The sequence below is a fragment of the Paenarthrobacter sp. NPDC091669 genome, from assembly GCF_044756725.1.
Classification (GTDB): domain Bacteria; phylum Actinomycetota; class Actinomycetes; order Actinomycetales; family Micrococcaceae; genus Arthrobacter; species Arthrobacter bambusae_C.
This window is the reverse complement of sequence record NZ_JBIVTK010000009.1, coordinates 101,320-124,901: the sequence shown is the minus strand read 5'-3', so window position 1 is coordinate 124,901 and position 23,582 is coordinate 101,320. Positions and strand designations below refer to the sequence as shown.

21 protein-coding genes and 2 riboswitches are annotated in these 23,582 nt (G+C 63.4%); of the genes, 13 read left to right on the top strand and 8 right to left on the bottom strand.

Features of this window, described 5'->3' with window-relative positions:
• Nucleotides 1-145 precede the first annotated feature (145 nt).
• The 3 genes from ACIQLI_RS16070 to ACIQLI_RS16060 are packed head-to-tail and all read left to right on the top strand — an operon-like array spanning nucleotide 146 to nucleotide 2,505.
• Nucleotides 146-529 carry a cold-shock protein gene (locus ACIQLI_RS16070; protein WP_400390224.1) on the top strand — a complete coding sequence of 128 codons (384 nt, stop codon included), beginning with the start codon at nucleotides 146-148 and terminating at the stop codon, nucleotides 527-529.
• Nucleotides 530-536: 7 nt separating this feature from the next.
• Nucleotides 537-1,148 (top strand): DUF3027 domain-containing protein, encoded by a 612-nt coding sequence (locus ACIQLI_RS16065; RefSeq protein WP_400390223.1) that lies wholly within the window; start codon nucleotides 537-539, stop codon nucleotides 1,146-1,148.
• A gap of 43 nt (nucleotides 1,149-1,191) precedes the next feature.
• Nucleotides 1,192-2,505, top strand: coding sequence for an MFS transporter (locus tag ACIQLI_RS16060; RefSeq protein WP_400390221.1), 1,314 nt, complete (start codon nucleotides 1,192-1,194; stop codon nucleotides 2,503-2,505).
• Nucleotides 2,506-2,601: 96 nt separating this feature from the next.
• Here ACIQLI_RS16060 and serC read toward each other — a convergent pair whose 3' ends face one another.
• Nucleotides 2,602-3,732: a phosphoserine transaminase gene (gene serC / locus ACIQLI_RS16055; protein ID WP_400390219.1), complete on the bottom strand. Its 1,131-nt coding sequence runs from the start codon at nucleotides 3,730-3,732 to the stop codon at nucleotides 2,602-2,604.
• 292 nt (nucleotides 3,733-4,024) lie between these two features.
• On the opposite strand from serC, the gene ACIQLI_RS16050 reads away from it, so the two are divergent.
• From ACIQLI_RS16050 to ACIQLI_RS16005, 10 genes are all read left to right on the top strand, one after another.
• Complete coding sequence (locus ACIQLI_RS16050; RefSeq protein ID WP_089593910.1) at nucleotides 4,025-4,720, top strand: metal-dependent transcriptional regulator; 696 nt, start codon at nucleotides 4,025-4,027, stop codon at nucleotides 4,718-4,720.
• A gap of 184 nt (nucleotides 4,721-4,904) precedes the next feature.
• Nucleotides 4,905-5,146: riboswitch (cyclic di-AMP (ydaO/yuaA leader) on the top strand.
• 4 nt (nucleotides 5,147-5,150) lie between these two features.
• On the top strand, nucleotides 5,151-5,981 hold the full coding sequence (locus ACIQLI_RS16045) for a M23 family metallopeptidase (RefSeq protein WP_354230977.1): 831 nt from the start codon (nucleotides 5,151-5,153) through the stop codon (nucleotides 5,979-5,981).
• A 125-nt stretch (nucleotides 5,982-6,106) separates the two neighbouring features.
• Nucleotides 6,107-6,288, top strand: a riboswitch (cyclic di-AMP (ydaO/yuaA leader).
• 4 nt (nucleotides 6,289-6,292) lie between these two features.
• The gene (locus ACIQLI_RS16040) at nucleotides 6,293-7,039 is read left to right on the top strand and encodes a C40 family peptidase (RefSeq protein WP_269768474.1); all 747 of its coding nucleotides are present in this window, start codon (nucleotides 6,293-6,295) and stop codon (nucleotides 7,037-7,039) included.
• A gap of 98 nt (nucleotides 7,040-7,137) precedes the next feature.
• Entirely contained in the window at nucleotides 7,138-7,911 is a 774-nt protein-coding gene (locus ACIQLI_RS16035; RefSeq protein WP_400390216.1) for an NlpC/P60 family protein, read from the top strand.
• Nucleotides 7,912-8,164: 253 nt separating this feature from the next.
• Nucleotides 8,165-8,665: an HNH endonuclease gene (locus tag ACIQLI_RS16030; protein ID WP_024819811.1), complete on the top strand. Its 501-nt coding sequence runs from the start codon at nucleotides 8,165-8,167 to the stop codon at nucleotides 8,663-8,665.
• Between the two features lie 42 nt (nucleotides 8,666-8,707).
• The gene (locus ACIQLI_RS16025) at nucleotides 8,708-9,613 is read left to right on the top strand and encodes an NTP transferase domain-containing protein (RefSeq protein WP_400390213.1); all 906 of its coding nucleotides are present in this window, start codon (nucleotides 8,708-8,710) and stop codon (nucleotides 9,611-9,613) included.
• Nucleotides 9,610-10,968 (top strand): molybdopterin molybdotransferase MoeA, encoded by a 1,359-nt coding sequence (locus ACIQLI_RS16020; protein WP_400390211.1) that lies wholly within the window; start codon nucleotides 9,610-9,612, stop codon nucleotides 10,966-10,968. Before ACIQLI_RS16025 ends, ACIQLI_RS16020 begins: the two co-directional genes overlap by 4 nt.
• A gap of 65 nt (nucleotides 10,969-11,033) precedes the next feature.
• Nucleotides 11,034-13,340, top strand: a complete 2,307-nt coding sequence (locus ACIQLI_RS16015) for an FdhF/YdeP family oxidoreductase (protein WP_400390209.1) — start codon at nucleotides 11,034-11,036, stop codon at nucleotides 13,338-13,340.
• Nucleotide 13,341: 1 nt separating this feature from the next.
• Nucleotides 13,342-14,253: a formate dehydrogenase accessory sulfurtransferase FdhD gene (gene fdhD, locus ACIQLI_RS16010; protein WP_354230966.1), complete on the top strand. Its 912-nt coding sequence runs from the start codon at nucleotides 13,342-13,344 to the stop codon at nucleotides 14,251-14,253.
• Between the two features lie 124 nt (nucleotides 14,254-14,377).
• On the top strand, nucleotides 14,378-17,407 hold the full coding sequence (locus tag ACIQLI_RS16005; RefSeq protein ID WP_400390207.1) for an alpha-mannosidase: 3,030 nt from the start codon (nucleotides 14,378-14,380) through the stop codon (nucleotides 17,405-17,407).
• 75 nt (nucleotides 17,408-17,482) lie between these two features.
• Here the strand turns inward: ACIQLI_RS16005 and ACIQLI_RS16000 are convergent, their stop codons facing one another.
• The 7 genes from ACIQLI_RS16000 to ACIQLI_RS15970 form a co-directional block, all read right to left on the bottom strand.
• Nucleotides 17,483-18,541 (bottom strand): hypothetical protein, encoded by a 1,059-nt coding sequence (locus ACIQLI_RS16000; RefSeq protein ID WP_400390205.1) that lies wholly within the window; start codon nucleotides 18,539-18,541, stop codon nucleotides 17,483-17,485.
• A gap of 3 nt (nucleotides 18,542-18,544) precedes the next feature.
• The gene (locus ACIQLI_RS15995; RefSeq protein ID WP_400390203.1) at nucleotides 18,545-19,453 is read right to left on the bottom strand and encodes a hypothetical protein; all 909 of its coding nucleotides are present in this window, start codon (nucleotides 19,451-19,453) and stop codon (nucleotides 18,545-18,547) included.
• Between the two features lie 14 nt (nucleotides 19,454-19,467).
• Complete coding sequence (locus tag ACIQLI_RS15990; protein ID WP_400390201.1) at nucleotides 19,468-20,262, bottom strand: amino acid ABC transporter ATP-binding protein; 795 nt, start codon at nucleotides 20,260-20,262, stop codon at nucleotides 19,468-19,470.
• Nucleotides 20,249-20,908: an amino acid ABC transporter permease gene (locus ACIQLI_RS15985; protein ID WP_400390199.1), complete on the bottom strand. Its 660-nt coding sequence runs from the start codon at nucleotides 20,906-20,908 to the stop codon at nucleotides 20,249-20,251. Before ACIQLI_RS15985 ends, ACIQLI_RS15990 begins: the two co-directional genes overlap by 14 nt.
• The gene (locus ACIQLI_RS15980; protein WP_400390197.1) at nucleotides 20,909-21,724 is read right to left on the bottom strand and encodes an amino acid ABC transporter substrate-binding protein; all 816 of its coding nucleotides are present in this window, start codon (nucleotides 21,722-21,724) and stop codon (nucleotides 20,909-20,911) included.
• A 239-nt stretch (nucleotides 21,725-21,963) separates the two neighbouring features.
• Nucleotides 21,964-22,671 (bottom strand): hypothetical protein, encoded by a 708-nt coding sequence (locus ACIQLI_RS15975; RefSeq protein ID WP_354230954.1) that lies wholly within the window; start codon nucleotides 22,669-22,671, stop codon nucleotides 21,964-21,966.
• Complete coding sequence (locus ACIQLI_RS15970) at nucleotides 22,668-23,390, bottom strand: hypothetical protein (RefSeq protein WP_400390196.1); 723 nt, start codon at nucleotides 23,388-23,390, stop codon at nucleotides 22,668-22,670. Before ACIQLI_RS15970 ends, ACIQLI_RS15975 begins: the two co-directional genes overlap by 4 nt.
• Nucleotides 23,391-23,582 lie beyond the last annotated feature (192 nt).

Genomic DNA, 23,582 nt, shown 5'->3' with positions numbered 1-23,582 from the left:
GGCGGGAATAGCGGGCCGGGCAGGATAACCTTGAAGGAACAGACCAACACGGACCGGGCTGTCACCCTCGATCCCGCAGAACCCTGCGGATGCGGTGTTTGGCCCGACGTGTCTCCCACAGCAAGAAACGAAGAAGGTTGATTACGTGCCTACCGGCAAGGTCAAGTGGTATGACAAGGAAAAAGGCTTCGGATTCCTCGCGGCCGAGGATGGCCAGGAAGTTTTCCTGCCCAAGACGTCCCTGCCCGCGGGCGTAACAGAGCTCAAAGCTGGAACCCGGGTGGAGTTCGGCGTGGCCGACGGCCGCCGCGGAGCACAAGCGCTGGGGTTGCGCGTCCTGGAAAAGACGCCTTCCCTTGCCAAGGCCAAGCGGATGAACGCCAGGGACCTCGCACCCATGGTGCAGGACCTGGTGACGGTTCTGGACAACCTTTCCGGCTCGTTGTCCTCCGGCAAGTACCCGGACGGTAATAAGGCCAAGGCCATCAGCCTGGCGCTGCGCAAGGTTGCCGACGAGCTGGAAGCCTAGGCCGGCCATGACCTCGGAATCCGCACAGGAAACAAAGGCCGGAAGGGACGCCCAGGCAAACCCTGAAGCCGGCCCTGACGCTGCCCGGGCTCCTGGCATCGGGGAAGCCCCCGCGCGGAAGCCGGTGGCGGACAAGCCGCGCGCCGGCTTGCCCGTGTGGCGCACCGGGAAGCCGGACGCCTTCCTCGCTGCCGCCGTCGAGGTTGCCCGTGAGGCAGTGGAGGGCATTGCCAACCCTGGCGAAATCGGGGCGCACCTCGGTGCCAAGTCGGAGGGTGACCGTGTGGTGACCCACCTCTTTGAATCCAGGCTTGCCGGCTACGGCGGGTGGCAGTGGTACGCCGTGGTGACCCGCAACTCGCGGTCCAAGATCGTCACCGTGAGCGAACTTGGCCTGTTGCCCTCCGAGGACTCCATCCTGGCGCCCGAGTGGGTTCCGTGGGCCAAGCGTGTCCGTCCTGAGGACGAGACGCCGTTGGTGGAGGAAACCGTGGAGGACGTCACGGAAGAGTCCGTGCAGGCGGACGAAGACGAGGCGACCGGGCCCGCCGAGGATGCCGAGGACGCGGACGAATCCGACGATCCCGACGAAGACCACGACGAAGCCGGGGCTGAATAAGCATTGCGGAAACCCGGGGTGACCAGAGTAGGGGCGGACGCTGATGTCTACCTTTAGGTCACTCGGAATCCTCAATTACCGCATCTGGTTCTTCGGTGCCCTGATCTCCAACATCGGCACGTGGATGCAACGTACCGCGCAGGACTGGTTGGTCTTTGACCACCTGACCGCGCACGACGCCGGAGCCATGGGCATCACCTTGGCCCTCCAACTGGGTCCCCAACTCTTCCTTGCCCCTTGGGCCGGGCTGCTGGCCGACCGCTACAGCCGGCGGAAACTGCTCCTCATCACCTTGGTTGCCATGGCGCTCCTGAGTACGGGCCTGGGAATCCTGGTGTTGCTGGGAGTAGCTGAACTGTGGCACGTCTATGTCTTTGCGTTGCTGCTGGGCATCGTGACGGCCCTGGACGCTCCCGTCCGCCAGACATTCGTCTCCGAGCTGGTTACCGACGAATACCTGCCCAACGCCGTGGCCCTCAACAGTGCCTCCTTCAATGTGGCACGGATGATCGGACCCGCCGTCTCCGGCGTGCTGACGGTGGCGGTGGGTCCCGGTTGGGTGTTCCTCATCAACACCGTGTCCTTTGTTGCCATGCTCTGGGCGTTGAAGCTCATTCCAGCGTCCTCGCTTCGAGTCCAGCCCCGGGCTGCCGCGGGCAAAGGGCGGATCCGCGAGGGCCTGCGCTACGTCCGCAACAGACCCGATATCCAGGTGGTCCTGGCAGCCGTCTTCATTGTGGGCACCTTTGGACTCAACTTTCCCCTCTTCATTGCCGCGATGGTGGGAACCCAGTTCGGGATGGATGCCGGTGCCTTTGGACTGCTGAATTCAGTCATGGCCATCGGATCCGTGACCGGTGCCCTGCTGGCTGCCCGACGCGGCCGGCCCCGCCTGCGGCTGATCTTCATTGCCGCCGGGGGATTCGGCGTCGCCAGCGCGTTGGCGGCGCTGGCCCCCAACGCCATGCTCTTCGGGCTGGCCCTGGTTCCCTGTGGCCTGTTTGCCCTGACACTGATCACCAGCGCGAACGGTTACGTGCAGTCCACCACCGAGGCTGTCATGCGCGGGCGGGTCATGTCCTTGTACATGGCCATCTTCATGGGTGGCACCCCCATCGGAGCGCCGCTGGTGGGGTGGGTGGCCAACGTTGGCGGGCCACGGTGGGCCGTGGGCGTTGCAGCGTTGGCCGGCGTCAGCGCCGCCGTCGTGGGCTTGGCCTGGATCATCCGTGCCAAGCAGCTGCGGCTGCGTTTCGACCGCCGCGCCCGTGGCCTGCGGCATTTCCGGGTGGAGTCGTTGCTGGCCCGTCCGGCCACCGACGAGGACGACGACGGCGGCCCGGGGCCGGTCCGGTAAGCGGGCCCTCGAGGGTGGCGTTAGAAGGCTGCGGCGTTAAATGGCGGCGGCGCCGTCCGGGACTTTCCGAACGACGCCGACTGACAGCCTGTGGTGCTACTTCTTCAGTTCGCCCACCACGTAGTCGATGCTTGCAAGCAGGGCGGAAACGTCGTCCGGTTCGATGGCGACAAACGTCGCGATACGCAGCTGGTTGCGGCCGAGCTTGCGGTACGGCTCGGTGTCCACCACGCCGTTGGTGCGCAGGACCTTGGCGATGGCTGCGGCATCAATGGAGTCGTCGAAGTCGATGGTAGCGATGACGTTGGAGCGGTCTTCGGCGTTGGTGACGAACGGCGTCGCGTACTCCGAGGCCTCGGCCCAGGAGTAGATGCGGTGGGCCGAGTCCGCCGTGCGCTTGCTGGCGAAGTCCAGGCCACCGTTGCTGTTGAGCCACTGCACCTGGGCGTCCAAGGTGACCAGCGTGGTCAGGGAAGGCGTGTTGTACGTCTGGTTCAGCTTGGAGTTGTCGATGGCCGTCTGCAGGTCCAGGAAGTCCGGGATCCAGCGGCCGGACGCCTTGATCCGTGCCGCACGCTCCAGGGCGGCGGGGGAGAAGAGGCCCAGCCAGAGACCACCGTCGGAGGCGAAGTTCTTCTGTGGGGCGAAGTAGTAGACGTCGGACTCGGCGACGTCGACATCCAGCCCGCCGGCAGCAGACGTGGCGTCCACCAGGATCAACGAACCTTCGTCGGCACCCTGGACCCGCTTTACGGGAGCGGCTACACCAGTGGAGGTCTCGTTCTGGGGCCAGGCGTAGACGTCAACGCCGGCTTCGGCCTGCGACACCGGGCGCGTGCCAGGCTCGGCCTTGATGATCGAGGAAGGATCAAGGAACGGCGCCTTGTTGGTGGCAGCAGCGAACTTGGAACCGAACTCACCGAAGGAGAGGTGCTGTGCTTTCTTCTCCACCAGGCCGAATGCGGCGACATCCCAGAAGGCCGTGGAACCGCCGACGCCGAGGACAACTTCATATCCCTCGGGCGCACGGAAGAACTGGCTGAGGCCCTCCCGGACCGAACCCACAAGGTTCTTGACCGGAGCCTGGCGGTGGGACGTGCCGAGGATGGTGGACGACGCGGCAGACAGGGCCTCGATCTGTTCCGGACGGACCTTGGACGGTCCTGCGCCGAAGCGTCCGTCCTTGGGCAGCAGATCGGCGGGAATGGTGATGCTGTTGTCGCTCACGTGTGGCTCCAATGGGTATCGGCTAGAGATGGGTCGTGGCAGGTGGCATCAACTGCCCCTTCGACACCCCAATTCTGCCTGACCCGGCGCGGAGGCAGGAACCTGTGGCCGTCATAGTCCGCCACGTGGAACGCCGGCCAACCATATGCGACCGGAATTATCCAGAGTAATTCCAAATAAGCTAGGCTGGTGGTTGGCGTTCATGGGGCGGCGGTGCACACCGTCCACCCGGCAAGGGACGCGGTACGGTGGAGATTACGCAAGAAACTGCGTTCGAGGAGAGCTGAGCTGGATGACGGATCTGATCGATACCACTGAGATGTATCTTCGGACCATTTTGGAGCTTGAAGAAGAGAACATTGTGGCTCTCAGGGCCCGCATCGCCGAGCGGCTGCGGCACTCCGGACCCACTGTTTCCCAGACCATCGGACGCATGGAGCGCGATGGCCTGGTGATTGTTTCAAACGACCGTCACCTGGAACTGACCGAGGTGGGTCGGAAGCGCGCCACGGAGGTCATGCGCAAGCACCGCCTCGCCGAGCGTCTCCTTGCTGATGTCATTGGCCTGGACTGGGCCTATGTCCACGACGAAGCGTGTCGCTGGGAACACGTGATGAGCGAGCGCGTGGAGCGCCGGCTGTACGAACTCCTGGAACACCCCACCGAATCCCCGTATGGCAACCCCATCCCGGGCCTCGAAGCCCTCGGTGGCCTTGCCAGCCAGCCGTTCCCCCGCTTGGACGTCAACCTCCTGCAGGCCATGGACGGCTATGCACCGAATTCCCGCGTGGCGGTCACCCGCCTTGCGGAGCCCATTCAGGTTGAGCCTGAACTCCTCACCCAGTTGGATGAGGGCGGTATCCGCCCCGGAGCCGCCGTCTCGCTGGAGCGTGTAGGTGAGTACATTTCGGTCCGGGTTCCCGGCATCGAGGGTGCTCTGGAACTTCCGCCCGAGGTTGCGGCGCACGTCTTCGTCTCCGTCGGCTGACACCCCCCTCCCTTCACGCGGTGTCATATCTCACTTTTGGGTTTCCGGCGCGCGTGTGACCTGCGGTTTTTCAGGATTAGTGATAAGAGGCTGCCGCGCCATGCCTGTTCCTGTTGATAACGAATTTATTACTGCGGGCCTTAATCGCCTATAGTTATCTACTAGCGCTGATACCAAAGCGTTACCTGTTCCGGAGCCGAGCTCTGCCAGCGGAACAGGTGTGCCATCCACCACTGGCAGAGGCGGGGGAACCACAAGCGGCTGTCTAAAGAAGCAGCCTTGGGGTGAAGTCCGCAGCAGAAGTGCCCATTGTCGCAAGTCCCTCCTGGGATACCTGTGTGCCGTGAGCGCTTCGTGCGGGCCGGGTCTTTGAACTCTCTGACTCGAATCCGACAGCTAACTTCGCAGGCTTTTTAGAGAGGAACAGAGTTTGACAACGCAGAACGTCAGGGGTCGCCGCCGCGCGTCCGGCCCCGCTGCTGAGCTGCGGCCAGCCCGCGTCGTATCGGAGATCCGGCCACGCGACACCGAACGCCAGGTGCGTCGCCGTAAGAGCCCGTTGCGCCAGGTTGCCGACTTCGCCGCAGCCAGTGGCGTCGGGCAAAAGGCCGGAGTTGCGCTTGCCGCCACCGGACTTGCCCTGACTGTCGGTCTGCCAGCCACCAGCCCGGTCATGGCCACCTCGGAATCCGGTCAGACCGAGTCGGCCCTGGCCGTTACCGGTGGCAGCCAGCCCGAGGTTTCCGCCGCTGCATCAGCCAAGATCGACTTCAGCCGTGCCGCGGTAGCTACCGCCGCCGACCCCGACGGCAAGCTGAAGCAGTTGCTCAGCGCACAGTCCGCCGACAGCATCCAGCGCGCCTCGTCCACAGGTACCATGGCCAGTCCCCTGGATACCCTGACCACGGCTTCCCCGTTCGGCTACCGCATCAGCCCCCTCACGGGTGGTTCCGGTGACTTCCACCGTGGGCAGGACTTCGTGGCACAGTGCGGCACCGCCGTCCACGCCGCGGCCACCGGCAAGGTCACCTTTGCCGGATGGCACGAGTATGGCGGAGGCAACCGCGTGGTGGTAGACCACGGCAACGGCCTCGAGACCACGTACAACCACCTGTCGTCCTTCACCGTCAAAGTAGGCCAGACGGTCAGCCGCGGCGATACTGTGGCGCTGAGCGGTACCACGGGCGCCTCCACCGGCTGCCACCTCCACTTTGAAGTACAGGTCAACGGTGAAGTCGTTGACCCCATGGGCTGGCTCTAAGCCCAGTTGATGGTTGTCTCTCGCATTCGTGACACACCCCGTGACCTGAATGTGACATTCGCGTTCAACTGTTGTACCGTACAAAGCGCATCGGCTTTTTAGGGGGCCGGTGCACTTGAGTGGATTGCCTAGCTCTGCCACCACTCGAGGTCCGTTCGCATAAATCGTCTGGCAGGGGCGGGGGAACCACTTCTGGTCTTCGCAAGAAGGCCTTGGGGTTAAGTCGCAAAGCTTCCTTGAAGCAGCGTGGCCGGATGACTCCCATCCGAATCCGACAGCTCACCTCGCAGGCATTGGGAGAGGCTACCTACGTGTCATCACGCACTACCCCTGCGCGCCACCGCGCCGAATCGGTTCGTACGAACCCCTTGAACACGCTTTCCAAGGCTGTTTCATCCAACGCCGGTACCGTTGGCCGCCAGGCCGTCGTCCTGGCAGCAGCCTCAGGCCTCGTCCTCAGTGTCGGTCTTCCGGCCCAGGCAGCGGACACCGACGTTTCCAAGTCGGAAGCCTCCAGCACCCAGCAGATGGTCACCACTGCGGTAGTCACCGCAGAGCCCACCGCCACTGTTTCCTTCGAAAGCCCTGTAGTGGCCACCAAGGAAGCTCCCAAGGTTGTCCAGCGCGCTTCGCAGACCACCCAGCGGACCGCGGCCAATGGCAACCAGACCACCGCAGGTGCTGTGACGGCGAAGTCGTCCGAAGCCAAGGACGCTGCTTCCAGCGCCGCCGCTTCCGGCCTCGCCGCGATCGCCTACACCGGAATCGGACACCCGTACGTTTGGGGCGGCACCACGCCCAACGGATGGGACTGCTCCGGCTTCACCCAGTGGGTCTACGCCCAGGCCGGCATCAGCATCCCGCGCGTCAACGCCTGGACGGCCATGAAGCCCACCAGCACTCCTGCCCCCGGTGACCTGGTCATGCAGAACGGCGGAGCACACGTAGGCATCTACGTTGGCAACGGCATGATGATCAGCGCCTTGAACCCGGGACAGGGAACGCTCCTGCACTCGGCTGCCTCCACGGGCACGTCCTCCTTCTTTACCCTCCGCTAGAAACAATCCGTTCGGGGTTCGCCGGCATTCCCCCAAGTGCCGGCGCGCCAATGAGCCGCGTGTACCCCAACTACACGCGGATACGAAAAGAGAAAACCATGACCAGTGCATCCAAGGTTGCACGGCATCGCGCTGAGGCCCCCAAGACCAGCTCGCTTGCCGTGATCGCCAAGGCCGTCAGTGAAAACGCCGGCGGCGTAGGTCGCCAGGCGGCTGTTATTGCCGCAGCTTCAGGCCTGGTCCTGACCGGCAGTGTTGCTGCCAACGCGGCCGACACCACCGTGGACCGTGAGTCCACCTCGACGTCCACCCTTGACGTCCAGTCGGTAGTCCAAGCCACCATCGCTGCAGATTCCACCGTTGCCATCTCCTACGAGCGCCCCGTGGTCACCACGGTGCAGGCTCCTGCTCCCGTAGAGAAGAAGGCTCCTGCGAAGGCAGAAACCAAGAAGGCAGCAGAAAGCACGGCAACTGCCGGCAACGCCACGCTGGCCGTCAACGCCGCGGCTCCTGCGGCCAAGGCTCCGGCCGCCGCCAGTGGCCTCGGTGCTGCCATCGCCGCTGCCGCCTACGCACAGCTCGGCGTCACCCAGGACTGCACCATGCTGGTGACAAACTCCCTGGCAGCAGTTGGCATCAACTTCCACGACTGGCCGGCTGGCTACCTCTCCCTCGGCCGCACAGTCAGCGCAGCGGAAGCACAGCCCGGCGACCTCGCCTACTACGCCAACGGTGGTCTGGCCGGACAGGCACACATCGCTGTGTACGTCGGCAACGGCAAGGCAGTCCATGGCGGATGGAACGGATCCACCACGGCACTGTTCAGCGTCAACGTCGGCTCCGGCCCGGTCTTCATCCGCGTCAACGGCTGATCCAGCCTCCGCTTTTCACAGCAACACCCCGCAGGCTCCGGCCGGCGGGGTGTTCTGTTTTTAAGGAGGGCATTCGGCTCCAGAGCCCTTAACCTCGCATGAACTCTTGACGACACTGCACGGGAAACGACGGAAAAATTCGTTGATACGGCATATGAGTGCTTACCCTTATCTTGTCGATCCACAGCCCGTACAAGCAGAGGGCAGCCGGCCCTCGTGCCCCTGACGGGTGCGGCCGTGAAGAGGTACGTGCATGCGCACACTCGTTCTGAATGCTGGATATGAACCGCTGGCGGTAATAACATTCCGCCGGGCGCTGGTTCTTGTGCTGACTGGGAAGGCCAGCGTAGTGGCCGAAGGCGACGAGCCTGTCGTCGGGCCCCAGGAGATTCTTGGACGCCCCTCCGTGATCCTCCTTAACCGCTACATCCGTCCCCGGTACAACAGGATTACCGCCGTGAGCCGACGCGGGGTCCTTCGCCGCGACGGTCATCGGTGCGCCTACTGCGGGAAAACAGCCCACACCATAGACCACGTCCACCCCAAATCCAGGGGCGGCGCGGATTCCTGGGAAAACCTGGTTGCGGCGTGTTTGAAATGCAACAACGCCAAAAGCGACCACACGCTGGCTGAAATGGGTTGGAAACTCCGTTTCACGCCCGGGGTGCCCCAGGGAACCATGTGGCAGATCAAAGAACTCGAGAAACCTGCGCCGGACTGGGACCCGTTCCTGTTGCCGGAATCCGCTGCCTGATCGATTTCTGCTGAACTCCGGCTGCCCCGGTAATCTGGGCGGATGGAGTTCAATGCCGTGATTCTGGCGGGTGGCAGGGCCACCCGCCTCGGTGGTGTGCCCAAGCCATCGTTGACGTACGACGGCGAGACGCTCCTGTCGCGTGCCCTGCAGGCGGCCCGGGGTGCGTCAGCTGTGGTGGTGGTAGGTCCTGATGCTTCAGGACCGGGCGGTGAGCCGTTGCCGGACGAGGTGCTGCAGGCCCGGGAGGAACCGGCATTTGCGGGTCCGGCCGCTGCAATTGCTGCTGGGCTGGTTGCGCTGAAGGACAGCGGTGCGGGCGCTCCGTGGACCTTGATCCTCGCCTGCGATATGCCGCATGCTTCCCGTGGGGTTGCCCCTCTGTGGGAAGCGCTGGCAGCGCAACCCGGCGCAGAGGGTGCCATGGCAGTTTCCGCGGACGGACGGAAGCAGCCCCTCCTGGGTGCCTACAACACCGGGGCCCTGGACCGTGAAGTGGCCGTAGCTTCCCAAAGTTCCGGGTTAACGGACTCTTCAGTGTTCCGGCTGCTTGCTAGGCTGAACCTGCTGGACGTTGCCGTCCCCGCAGGCTCCACGGACGACGTGGATACGTGGGAGGACGCTGCGGCCCTGGGCATTGACTACAAGTTGGAGGCGGACGTGAAGAGCCAGGAAGAGACGCTCGAGGAATGGTGCCGCACGCTGCTGCAGGCATTTGAGCTTGAAGGCGTTGAAGTGGACGTCAATGAAGTGCTCGCTGTTGCCGGAGTGGCCGCTCATTCAGTGGTGCGCCCCGCAGCGCCCTTGACCACCTTCATTGCCGGCTACGCCGCAGGCATGGCCCGGGGCATCGGCCAGGCAAGCGATGATGCGTCCATGAACGCCGCCTTGGAACTGGCCCGCAAAGTTGCCAAGGAGTACTCGGAGTCCGAGGCTGACGCCGAATGACGGAGGCCCCCGCAGAGGGCCATCACGCGGCACACACGTGGCAGGAGGCCCGGCAGCGCGCGTTCGATTGTGCCGCTCCCATCCCTCCGGGTCCTGTGCCGCTCAGGTCAGCCCTCGGCCGTACCCTCGCTGCCGACGCCCTGGCAGTGCAGGATATGCCGCACTACGCTTCCTCAGCCATGGACGGATGGGCCGTCAACGGGAGCGGGCCGTGGATCCTCAGCGAACCGGACCAGAGGCTTGCCCCCCACCAGGCAAGTCCCATCGTGACCGGTGGTTTGATTCCGCCGGGTGCCAAGGCAGTACTTCGCAGCGAGAGCGGCGTCATGACCACCGACGACGACGGCCTTCCGGTCCTGGCGTTGGGCGGAACCGCTAAACCCGGCGAACCCCGCAACGGCCAGCACATCCGCAAAGCCGCAGAAGAGGCGGCGGCGGGGGAGGTCCTGCTGACCGCCGGGACCGTGCTCAATCCGGCCCACATCGCTTTGGCTGCGCTGGCCGGCCTGGACCAGTTGGAGGTCCTCGGCAAGCCGCTGGTCAGGTTTCTGCTGACCGGTTCCGAGGTTGTGGAACAAGGTGTCCCGCTGCCGGGACAAGTGCGTGATACTTTCGGCCCGCAACTGGGCGCTGTGGTGGAGCTTCTGGGCGGTATAGCAGGAGAGCAGCTCAGGGTGGGCGACAACTATGAAGAGTGGATTTCCGCCCTCCAGGACATCGAGCCGCCCTTGGACCACCTCACAGCGGATGACCCTTACCAGGAAACTGAACCCCCGGCGGACGTCGTCATCACTACCGGCGGGACCGGTCGCTCGGGGACTGACCACTTCAGGCGGGCCGTGGCTGACCTTGGCGGCCGGCTGTTGATCGACGGCATTGCCATGCGCCCTGGTCATCCTGCCGTGCTGGCTGAACTGCCTGATGGCCGGTTTGTGTTGGGCCTGCCGGGAAATCCACTGGCCGCGATGATGGCGCTGTTGACCGTGGGTGCTCCGTTGCTGGCAGCTTTGGGTCATCGGCAGCTGGGCGGGGTAGGTGAGGTCCCTTGCGGAGCCATGATCGACGCGGATCCCGGCCGGACCCGCTTGATGCCGTTCAAGCTGGTCTATGGCCTGGCGTCGCCGGCGCAGCACACGGGTCCCGGGATGATGCGGGGCCTGGCCGGCGCGGACGGGATCATGGTGGTTCCACCCCACGGAGTCCAACTGGGCGAGCTGGTCCCGGCGTTTGCCTTGCCGTGGGGCAAACCGTTGCCCGCGCCCAAGTCCGCGGAAGACAAGCCTCGCAAGGCCCTGGCCCGGCAGGCAAAGAAGGCTCCCTCTGGCCCGGTGGACTGGAGCGCGCTGGACGCCTGAGCGCTGGACTCCGGAGCACTGCAACGAACCAGGTACGGGTGCTGACAAAGTGCAATGATGGACTCATGAACAGGCATGCTCCCGAACAGGACATCAATGAAGATGACCTGCAAATCCACCCGCCCAAACAAGCTGCTGCCGGCCTCAAGGCTGTCACGGTGGCCCTTGAACGCGGTTACGCCCAGGCCGGGGTGGCCCGCACGGTCCGTTCGATGCTCAGGGTCAACCAGCACGACGGCTTCGACTGCCCGGGATGTGCCTGGCCCGAATCCATCACCGGCAGGCGCAGCCCCGCCGAGTTCTGCGAGAACGGCGCCAAGGCGATCGCCGAGGAAAGCACCACCCGCACTGTGGGCGCTGAATTCTGGGCGAAACACTCCTCGGCTGACCTCGAAGACAAGACCGAATACTGGCTGGGGAGCCAGGGAAGATTGTCCGAACCCGTGGTCATCAGGCCCGGGGATACGCATTATTCGCCCATCAGCTGGACAGACGCTTTCGCCCTGATCGGCGAACATATCAACGCCACCACGCCTGACAAGTGCGTTTTTTACACCTCCGGCCGTACGGCCAACGAGACCGCCTTCATGTATCAGTTGTTCGCCCGCAGCTTGGGCACCAACAACCTGCCCGACTGCTCCAACATGTGCCATGAATCCTCCGGCAGCGCCCTGAACCCCACCATTGGAATCGGCAAGGGGACGGTCTCGCTGGAAGATATCCACCACGCCGAACTGGTCCTTGTGGTGGGCCAGAATCCGGGAACCAACCATCCCCGGATGCTGTCCGCATTGCGGGATTGCAAGAACAACGGCGGGAAGATCGTCGCCGTCAACCCGCTCCCCGAGGCCGGCCTCCTGAACTTCAAGGACCCCCAGTCCCTCAACGGCGTCATCGGCGGGGGCACCACCATCGCGGACGAGTTCCTGCAGATCAAGGTCGGTGGCGACCTCGCGCTGTTCCAGGCGCTGGGCCACCTGCTCCTGGAGGAAGAACAGCGCAACCCGGGCACCGTCGTCGACCATTCCTTTATTGAGCAACAGACCGAAGGGTTCGCCGCCTACAAAGAGGCACGTTCGGTTCTGGACTGGGCGGAGACCGAGCGGGCCACCGGCCTGACGCGTGCAGAGATCACCAAGGCCGCGGAAATGATGGCCGCATCCAAGGCCACCATCATCTGTTGGGCCCTGGGACTGACCCAGCAGCCGCACTCAGTGGATACCTTGCGCGAGATCATCAACCTGTTGCTGCTTCAAGGCAACTTCGGCAAGCGGGGCGCCGGAGCCTGCCCCGTTCGCGGCCACTCCAATGTGCAGGGCGACCGCACCATGGGGATCTGGGAGAAACCCAAGGAATCGTTCCTGGCGGCATTGGACAAGGAATTCGGCTTCCACATGCCGCGCGACCACGGCTATGACTCCGTGGAGACCCAACACGCCCTGGAAAAGGGCGACGTGGAGGTGTTCGTCTCCATGGGTGGGAACTTCGCCGCGGCCGGTTCGGACACGGCAGCCTTGGAAGAGGGGCTGAAGAGGGCAGGGCTGACGGTCCACATCTCCACCAAACCCAACCGCGCCCATGTGGTCCACGGCAAGACCTCCCTGATCCTGCCCACCTTGGGCCGGACGGACACCGACGACAAACACCCCAAGGGCAAGCAGTTCCTATCCGTGGAGGACTCCATGTCGGTCATCCACAAAACGCAGGGGAGGCTGGAGCCGGTCTCTGAGCACCTCCTGAGTGAGCCGGTGATCGTAGCCCGGATGGCCCAGGCCACCCTGGGGGATGACCACAGCGTGGATTGGCGGTCCATGGCCGAGGACTACGACGTGATCCGGGACCACATCTCCAGGGTCATTCCGGGCTTTGAGGACTTCAACGCCAGGGTGCGGACCAAGAACGGCTTCGTGCTTCCCAACCCGCCCCGGGACACGCGGACCTTCGCCACGGACATTGGCAAAGGACGTTTTTCCGTGCGGCCGCTTGAGTACCTCCAAGCACCGCCGGGCCACTTGATCCTCCAGACCGTTCGCAGCCACGATCAGTACAACACCACGTTCTACGGTTTGGATGACCGGTATCGGGGCGTCTCGGAGGGTCGGCGGGTCATCCTGGTCCATCCGGATGACTTGACGGAACTGGGCTTCGAGGACCGGGACCTGGTGGATGTCATCTCCACCTTCGCGGGAACGGAACGGCGGGCGGACAAGTTCCGGCTCATCGGATACCCCACGGCCAAGGGTTGCGCGGCAGCCTACTTCCCGGAGGCCAACGCCCTGGTTCATCGCGAACTGGTGGCTAGGGAATCCAACACCCCCGGTTACAAAGCCATGACGGTGCATTTCGTCAAGCATGTGGAGAACGGAGCCTGATATGGGACGCGTGACCCAGCGCCGCAAGGTGCACAAGTTTGTCCTGGACGGCTCCCCGCAGGCACTGGAGCATCCTGTCCGATATAAGGAAGACGTCCTGGCAGTGGAGGAGCCACTGGAGATCCGCTTGGGGGAGATGTCCTTCTCTGTGACCATGCGGACCCCCGGAGACGATTTCGACCTCGTGGCGGGATTCCTCGTCTCGGAAGGGATTATCTGGGAGCCTGCCCAACTGATTTCGGAGCGGTTCTGCGCGGGGGAGAACGAAGACGGCGTGCAGACCTTCAACGTGGTGGACGCCCAACTCCGGCCGGACGTGGTGCGGCCGGACACGGGCCGCAACGTCTACACGTCCAGCTCATGCGGGATCTGCGGCACGGACTCCATCGAGGCGGTCCGCAAGTCTTCCCATCACAGTCCGCGCGAGGACAACGTCACGGTCCCGGTCCGCGCCTTGGCCGCCCTGCCGGACCGTCTCCGGGAGGCCCAAGCGGTCTTTGATAAAACGGGCGGTGTGCATGCTGCCGGACTCTTCCGGATTCACGACGACGGCACCACCGAGCTGCTCTGCCTGCGGGAAGACGTAGGCAGGCACAACGCGGTGGACAAGGTAGTTGGCTGGGCTTTGCGGGCCGGCATGCTGCCGCTGCGTGGGACGGTCCTCCAGGTCTCCGGCAGGGCGTCCTTTGAACTGGTCCAGAAAGCGGCCATGGCGGGTATTCCCGTACTGTCCGCGGTCAGCGCACCTTCAAGCCTCGCAGCCGAACTGGCAGAAGAAACGGGGATCACCCTGGCGGGATTCAGCCGTGGGCACAGCCTCAACGTCTACGCCGGACGGGACAGAATCCTCGCAGAACCGGCACCGGCAGACGCGCTGTCCGTAGGGGATAGCCGTCAATCACTTGGCTATTAGGCTGGAACAAAGTAGATTTTATCCATCGATTGGAAGCGCGGCGAACCCAGAATCGCCGTCCGAACCTGCACCCCTGGTGCGTGTACCAAGCGTGAAATTCAGCTAAAGCCCAAAGGGGAACTCATTGCACGACGACCGCCGGATCACTGAACAGCGCCTCGATCGATTCGTTCGGGAACGCATTCTTCCGGCCATTTACGGCAGAGCCATACCGCTGCAGCTCAGCAGCTGGGATGTTCCCGGTGAGCCCGTGCCGGCGGCGGAAGCCGTTCGCCAGCTCTTCACCCCGCAGGAGCATGGCGCCCCGTGGGGAAAGGCCTGGAGCACCAAGTGGCTCCACCTGCAGGGTGAGGTCCCGCAGGACTGGGGCATGGCTGAATCCACGTCAGTGGAAATCATTGTGGACCTCGGCTTCAACAGCGACGTCCCCGGGTTCCAATGCGAAGGCACTGCCTGGCGCGCCGACGGCAGCATCATCAAGGCGATCTCGCCCCGGAACTATCACGTCCCGGTCAAACTGCTTGGCGGCGGACACTCCGTGGATTTCTATGTTGAAGCGGCAGCGAACCCGGACGTTGCCCAAGGATGGTCGTTCGCTCCGACTCCGCTGGGAGACAAGGCTACGTCCGGCGACGAGCCCCGATACCGCCTGGGTCGCATCGCCATGGCGGAGCTGAACGAGACGGTGTGGGAACTCAACCAGGACATCTGGACGCTGAGCGGACTCATGCATGAACTTCCCATGGAACTTCCCCGACGCCATGAAATCCTGCGGGCGCTGGAACGGATGCTGGACATCATGGACCCGGACGACGTCGCCGGAACTGCGGCGGCCGGTCGCGAAGCACTGAAGGAAGTGCTGGGCCGGCCCGCCTATGCTTCCGCCCACCAACTCCTGGCTACAGGCCATGCCCACATCGACTCCGCATGGTTGTGGCCCGTCCGCGAGACCATCCGTAAATGTGCCCGGACGTTCTCCAACGTGGTGGCACTCATGGATGAGGATCCTGACTTTGTGTTCTCCTGCTCCTCGGCCCAGCAGATGGCGTGGATCAAGGAATACTTCCCTGAGCTCTTTGTCAGGATCCGGGAAAAGGTCAAGGCGGGGCAGTTCATCCCCGTTGGCGGCATGTGGGTGGAATCAGACACCAACATGCCCGGTGGCGAGGCCATGGCCCGCCAGTTTGTGGAGGGCAAGAGCTTCTTCCTGAAGGAATTCGACGTCGAGTGCCAGGAGGCCTGGCTGCCGGACTCCTTCGGCTACTCCGGTGCCATCCCGCAGATCGTGAAGGAGGCCGGTTCCCGGTGGTTCCTGACACAGAAGATCTCCTGGAACAAGGTCAACCGGATGCCGCACCATACCTTCACCTGGGAGGGCATCGACGGAACCCGGCTTTTCACTCATTTCCCGCCGGTGGATACCTACAACGCTGAACTGCACGGCCGCGAACTGGCTCACGCCGAACGCAATTACCGCGACCACGGCCGTGGAACCATGTCTTTGGTGCCGTTCGGTTATGGCGACGGCGGCGGCGGACCTACGCGCGAAATGGTGGCCGCCGCGCACCGCACTGCAGACCTTGAAGGTTCGCCGAAAGTCCGGATGGGCGCTGCCAAGGACTTCTTCACCAAGGCCGAGGCGGAGTACACCAAGCTGCCTGTATGGGTGGGCGAGATGTACTTGGAAATGCACCGCGGAACCTACACCAGCCAAGCCAAGACCAAGCGTGGCAACCGCCGCAGCGAACATCTGCTGCGCGAGGCCGAACTGTGGTGCTCCACCGCCGCTGTCCGTCTCGGTGCGGACTACGCATATCCCCAGGCCGAGCTGAAGCGGCTCTGGCAACTGGTGCTCCTGCAGCAATTCCACGACATCCTGCCGGGCAGCTCCATCGCTTGGGTCCACCAGGACGCCGAGCGCAACTATGAGGCAATTGCCCGTGACCTTGAGGCCATCATCAGCGATGCCGCCCAGGCTCTGGTGGGGAGTGGCAGCACGAGCTACCTGCTCAACGCAGCCCCGCATTCGCGCAGCGGCGTGCCGGCTCTGGCGATATCCGAAGCCAACGGACCCGGCGCCGGTGTCAAGGTGGAGGAATCCGGTGACGGCTTCGTGCTGGACAACGGCATCATTCGTGCAGTCCTGGACGGGAACGGCCTGCTGACCTCCTTGGTGGACCATGCCGGCGGCCGTGACGCCATAGCCCCCGGGCAGTCCGGGAACCTGCTGGAGTTGTTCCGGGATACCCCCAACGAATGGGACGCATGGGACATCGAAGAGTTCTATCGCCGGAACGTCACCCAACTGACCCAAGCGGACACCATCGACCTCGAGCGCACGCCGCTTGGCGCCGTCGTGGTGGTACAGCGCAAGGTGGGGGCCTCCACCATCACCCAGCGCATCACGCTCGACGCCGGTGCCAAGTCCCTGGGGATCGCTACCACGGTGGACTGGCAGGAACGCGAAAAGATGCTGAAGATCGCCTTCCCGCTGGACGTGAGGGCGGATCGTTCGGCGTCCGAGACGCAGTTCGGCCACGTGTTCCGGCCGACCCACACCAACACGTCCTGGGAGGCTGCGAAGTTCGAAATTTGCGCGCACCGCTGGATCCATGTCGCCGAGCCCGGCTATGGGGTAGCGGTCAGCAACTCCTCCAGCTACGGACACGACGTCACCAGGGCGGTCCGCACCGATGGCGGAACCACGACGACGGTCCGCACCTCGCTGCTGCGCTCGGCCCGGTTCCCGGACCCTGAAGCAGACAGGGGAGAGCACACCTTGGAGGTTTCCATCAGGCCCGGCGCTGAGATCGCCGACGCCGTGGAAGAGGGCTACCGAACCAACCTGAAGCCACGGTTCGTGACCGGTGGGCACTCTGTGGAGCCATTGGTTTCGGTCTCCAACCCGGCCATTGTGGTGGAAGCCGTGAAACTGGCCGAGGACGGATCGGGCGACGTGATCGTTCGGCTCTACGAATCGCTGGGGGAGCGCTCAGCTGCCACGGTAAGGCCCGGATTTGGGGTAGTTGGCGCTATGGCCACCGACCTGCTGGAACGCGTTGCAGAGGCGCCTGGAGTGACTGTGGGGGAACGCTCGGAGGTAGAGCTGGTGCTGAGGCCGTTCCAACTGGTGACCCTGCGCTTCCAGCGCTGACCCGGAGCACAGCAGAACGCCGGCGGCCTTGCAAGGGAAATCCTGCAAGGCCGCCGGCGTTTTGTGTTGCCGGGGTTATTCGACGAGTTCGACGTCCACTGCGTCTTTTAGAATCTGAACCCGCAGGGGGATCACGGAGTCGTAGCTCTTGATTTCAGCTGCGATTTTCTTCGTGAAGACTTCCTCCACCAGGAGGGGCATGTCTTTGACGCCCGACAGGTAGCGCTTGGCTGCAAAGTCGAACTCCGACCTGTTGTTCCTGATCCGGGTGTTGAGGACCTTGAGCTCGTCGGCAATCTTGAGGAATTCCTCTTCGGAAGCATTGCGCGCGGTGGCTTCGTCGACCTTTTGGGTCATCTGATCCTTGATCTTCACGAACTCGTTGTAGTTTTCTTCGGACTTTGCGGTGATCTCGGCGTTTGATTCAAGCTGTGCGATCCGGTTGTCCAACGTGCGCGCAAACTCGACGTAGGCCACGTTCCTGGATTGCTTGAGCTGGCCCACCGCTTCCCGGCAGGGACCCGCAGCTTGCCCGAGCAGTGTTTGGCGTTCCCGGAGGGTGGCAGCCTTGGAGCCAACAAACAAGCCGTTGCAGCCGGCTCCGTCCTCCCTGAAGAGACCTTCAAACTGTGGGTATGACTCCACCAGGCCCTCCATGTGGTCAACGAAGCCCTGGTAGGACTCTTCGAGTTGTCCCACGGCGACTCCGATCCCGTCGTCACCGGACTTGTGGGCCGCCTTTACCGTCTCCAGCGCCGCCCGGGCGTCCTTGGCTGCCTGGTGGAACTCATCGCGCTCTTTGGCGGAGTTCTTCTCTGCCTCTTCCTGGGAGGCAGGGGCGTTCCGGGCTTTCTTATATGCGGCCAGGTAGGCATTGGCCGCGGGTTGAAGCTTGCCCCGTGCGTCCACCAACGCTGTGAGGTGGCCGTCCTTCAGGGTCTGCAGGTCTTCCTTGCGTTGCTGCCCGGAGAAATGCGCCACAGCCACCACAGCTGACACGGCAATGATCACCAGGACAACAGCACTGGAAATCAGGACCAGTGCAAGCCTGCGTTTCCTGGGGACGGGCTGCTGGCTGGGAGTGGGTTCCGGCATGGGTGCGGGCGGCTGATGGGGGCCGGGTTGAATCGTCATGGCCTATTTCCCGTCCTTGCCGGCAGCATCAAACTGGTCGGTGCGTTTCTTGAGGGCACTTTCAAACGCTTTGTTGGAGTCATTGGCGTTGGTGACCAACTGGTTGTACTTCTCCTTCGCGGAGCTCTCATACGTGGTTTCGGCCTTGGCCAAAGCATCATTAATGTCCAGCATGGCCACGCCGGCCAGGGTCCGCTTTGCAAGTCGCTCAAGATCGTCCTTGGCGTCCAGGACTTCCTGCTGCTTGTCCCGCTGTCCGCGGATAACACCTTCAACAGCGGTCAGGAGTTCGGTAGTTTCGGCATCCGTGCCGTCCTTGGCCGTGGCAATTGCTGCCAGGCAGGCGTCGGCACCCTTAACGTAATCCTCGGAATACGACTCCGCGCCGACGTTCAAGGTTGAATGCAGCGGCGCGCAGGGACCGCCAATGGACTCATTGATGTTTGAGGTGTTGATCACCAATTGGTCGTTGAAGGAGATCACGGCACTGTACTGCTCCTTGAAGCGGTTGTAGGCCTCGCTGATGTCCTGTTCCTGTACGGCCGGCGATGATCCCATCCGCTCCAGCCGGTCCAGGTTGGTCCGCGTTTCGCGTTTAAGTCGTTCGCCATCCCGGTTGAGGACCTGGTCCTTTTCCTGCTGCCCGGCCTTCTCGGTCATCACACTCGAGTAGCGGAGCGAAAACTGGTTGAACAATGGATCGTAGAGATTCATCGAGTTGTCCAGTATTACCCGCTCTTTGTCCAGGCGGACAACATCTGCGCGTTGCACGCCGGCCGGGCGGGAAAGGGCAAACCACGTCCCAAGCCCGCCAGCCACAACAGCCACGGCAACAACTGCGGCGATGATGACGGCACGCCGGGACTTCCTGCGGCCGGTTTCGGCTGCTGTATCCAAAGTCTTTTCCCCCATTTTCCTTAAGTCTCCTAGACGTCGTGCTGGAGCCGTTTCACAAAAAGCTTGGTCCGTTCCTGCGTGGGTGCCCGCAGGACCTCGGCAGCAGGGCCGCGTTCCACCACAACACCGCCGTCCATGAAAATGACCTCGTCCGCCACATGCTGGGCGAAGGCGAGCTCGTGGGTCACGATTACCATGGTCCAGCCTTCCTCGGCGAGCTCCTTGATGACACCCAGGACTTCACCCACCAGTTCGGGGTCCAACGCAGAGGTGGGCTCATCGAACAGCAGCAGTTGGGGCTTGAGCGCCAGCGCCCTGACGATGCCTACGCGTTGCTGCTGGCCGCCGGAAAGTTCAAAGGGGTAGGCGTCGCGTTTATCTGCCAGGCCCACACGTTCCAAGAGCCGTTCCGCCTCCGCGATGGCCTCGGCCCGTGGCCTCTTCTGGACCTGGATGGGGCCCTCGGTGATGTTCTTCAGGACCGTCATGTGCGGGAACAGGTTGTAGTGCTGGAAGACCATGGCGCTGCGGTCACGCAAGGCGGCCAGATCCTTCTTGCCAACCTTCGTGCCGAAGTCGATGGCGAGTTCCCCGCCGCCGTCGCTGTTCCCGAAGGTGACCGTGCCGCCGTCGGGAATTTCAAGGCCGTTAAGCGATCGCAGGACGGTGGTCTTCCCGGAACCCGATGGCCCGATCAGGGCCACCACCTGACCGCGGCGGATATCGACGTCGATGTCGCGCAACACCACGTTGCTGCCGAACGCCTTGGCAAGGTTCCGGGCCTTCAGGACTGAGGTGGAGTGTGGCTCGTTAGTGGGCGACATAGCGGTCCAATCTCCTTTCCACGGCGGACTGCGCGGTGGAAAGGACCAGGCAAATGACCCAGTACACCAAGGCTGCCTGCAGGTACAGGGCCATGAACTCCTGGCTGAAAGCAGCGATTTGCTGGGCATTGCGGAACAGTTCGGTCACCAGGATCAAGGACGCCAGTGAGGTGTCCTTCACCAGGGATATGAAGGTATTGGACAACGGGGGAACCGATACCCGGGCTGCCTGGGGGAGGATGATGCGCACCAGCGTCTGCGGCCTGGACATGCCGATGGTGTGGCCGGCTTCCCACTGGCCCTTGGGCACGGACAGGATGGCTGCCCGGATGATCTCGGCGGCATATCCGCCCACGTTCAACGAGAACGCGATGATGGCACTCGGCCAGGGATCAAGCCGGACGCCGATGCTGGGGAGGCCGAAGAAAATCACGAACAGCTGTACCAGCAGGGGCGTGCCACGGATGACGGAGACGTAGAACCGGCCGATTCCGGACAGCAGCCAGTTGGGACTCAGCCTCATCAGGGCCACCACCAGGGCGAGCACAAGGCCGAAGGCGAAAGAGGCGAGCGTCAGCGGAATGGTCCCCGTGACGGCGCCGGTGATGAGCGGGCCGAAGGAACTCCAGACGAGGTCCCAGTTCATCTATTTGGTGACGTCCGCGCCGAAGTACTTTTCGGAGATCTTGGCCATGGTTCCATCTGCCTGGAGGTCGGCGAGGGCCTTGTCAACGGCCGCCGTGAGTTCCGTTGAACCCTTGCGGAAGACGAACGCGCTTTCGGTCTTGTCCGGTGCCTCCGCAGCAACCTTCAGGCCCGAGTCCGGTGTGTTCTTGGCGTAGTCCAGATAGGTCAATTTGTCATTCACCGTAGCGTCCACGCGGCCCTGCTGGACCAGCGTGGCCGACTGTGCCCACCCTTCCACTGCCTGCACGTTGGCGCCGGCTTCCACGGCCATCTTATAGAAGTTGCTGGTCAGCGACTGGGCGGTGGTCTTCCCCTTCAGGTCCGCGAAGCTGTTGATGCCGGTGTTGTCCGACTTAGTCACCACAACGCCTGTGGAGATGGTGTACGGAGTGGAGAACTCGTACTTGGCCTTGCGTTCGTCGTTGATGGAAATCTGGTTGGCGATGGTGTCGAAGCGCTTGGAATCCAGGCCGGCGAAGATGCCATCGAACTGCGTTTCCTGGAACGTTGCCTTCACGCCGAGCTTTCCGGCCACAGCCTGGGCGATCTCGACATCGAAACCTGTGAGGTCCCCGGCGCCTTCTGCATGGAAGCTGAAGGGGCGGTATGTGCCCTCGGTGGCGATGACCAACTCACCCTTGGACTTGACGTCCGAAAGGGACGTGTCTCCGCCTGACTGGGCGGGACTTGAACCCCCACCGCACGCTGTGAGCACAAGGGCGGCCGAGGCCAGAGTGGCGGCAATAACTGAGCGGCGGGTGCGAAGGCTGTTCATGGAGCCATCTTAGCCACCGTAAGGAGCCTTGCCGGGTGTGGAGCTGCCGGCAGCGCGCAACAGGCCGTTAAAAAGGCTGAGTGGGGGCGGTCCCCAACAGCCCGCCACCACTCATCCCCCCAATTGTGATCGCATGGGCGCCACATCCACCGGAAACCCGTTCTCTGATTCCGGTGTCAGGCTGCTGCCGTGTTCACACATTCATGATTGTGCCACGATCTAATGCTTTTGTGAAAGTCTTACGCTGCGAGACGTCGTTTTCTTCGCGAATAGGCTTTGGAGAACCAGATCCCGGCCAGTCCGATGGCCGTGGACATGGCTGCTGAGTAGTTGATGAGGACCCTCAACCACGCCTCCGAAAAGGGGATCAACGGGAAGAATTGGGACAGCAGGAGCAAGCTCAATCCCAGGAGCAACAACGCTGAAGCGACCCGGAGCAACACGGGGGCTGCGCTCACCACGGTCCGCCAGATCGCGGGCACGAGGCAGGCGGCGACGAAGCCGGGGTAGAAACGGCCCATGAACGCATAGGCTTCAAGGGACGGCCCCCACGTCAGTCCGCTCATGCCCGCTGAGGACCCTCGCGTATCCGTGATGACGAAGAAGTAGACAGTAAGGGCTGCCACGATTGCTGCGACCGTGAGGCCAACCGGACCCCGGATGGCGCGCACGGCGGACGGTGACCCGAACGCGGTGGCGATCTTGATGCCCATCAGGAAGAACGTGGCATACAAGAGGAATCGCAGGATGAGGTTGCACACGTTCATCCCGCCGAGCCAGCCGTCAAGGACCAGATACGGCGCCTCGATGCTGATGAAGATGCTCAAGGAAATCAGCGAGAAGATGTAGAAGACCACCCTGTTTTCGCCGCGCACCGCGCTGGGAATGCGCGCCACGGTAATGGCCAGGCAGACAACCAGCGTTACCCAGGGCAGGACAGCCGTCATCCGAGGTTCTCCCAAATTCGTTCGGTACGTTCGTGGTCTTGTTCCTGGCGCTTCAAGGTCTTGCCCAGTGCCAGGAGCCGTTCGCCGGCCAGGGTAACCAGTGAGCTTTGGGTCATTCGGTCCAGGGCTTCCCAGCGGGCATACGGTGGCCACCCGGCCTCGGCCTCCGTGATCAGCCCGCCAGCCACCAGTCCTCCGGCAGGTCCGACGCCGGCAGCCCGGGACGTGGCGATGGCCAGTTCCGGCGGCAGCCTGTTGGCCGTCAGATGGGCGGAGAAGTTCTGCGGCGCAATCCCGGTGGCTTCGCTGACCCGGTGCCGCAACTCGCCGTCGTCGATCGCGTCTACCCAGTTCCGCACCGACGTCGGGTGCGGTGGTTCAGAAAGCAGGGCCGCGGGGGCCCGGCTTGGCTCACTGCGTTCCACCACGGCCCGCAGCAGATCGATCGTGGCGACCTGGCTGACCAGCTCGCACGGCGTCGGCGGCACCGGGCCACCCCTGAGGTCTGCGTAAAGGTCAAACGTGGACAGGGCCTGCACCGGATCCACCTCGAATCCGCGGCTGATGCTCACCAGCGTGGACTCGGCAACCTTTCCACGGACCAGTTGCTGGGCCAGCGTTGTCCGTTTGATGCCGGCGATCCTGCAGACATCAGCGGTGCTGGCATCGGGCGCGACGCCGTGAAGCCAGCGCTGGAACGCCTTGGATGGTAAGGGCATGGGGAACTTTCCGGGACGGGTCGCGGGGCAGGACATGAGGAAGCCGTAAGTGGGAGTACGAAACGATTTTACGCTGACGCCACATTGAATTATGCTTGATGCTTGAACCCGTTGGTCCGTACACCCCCCAAGTCCGGACCAACGGGTTTTTCCATGCCTGCGGGAATCGCGGCCTGAGTTCCTGCGTTTCCC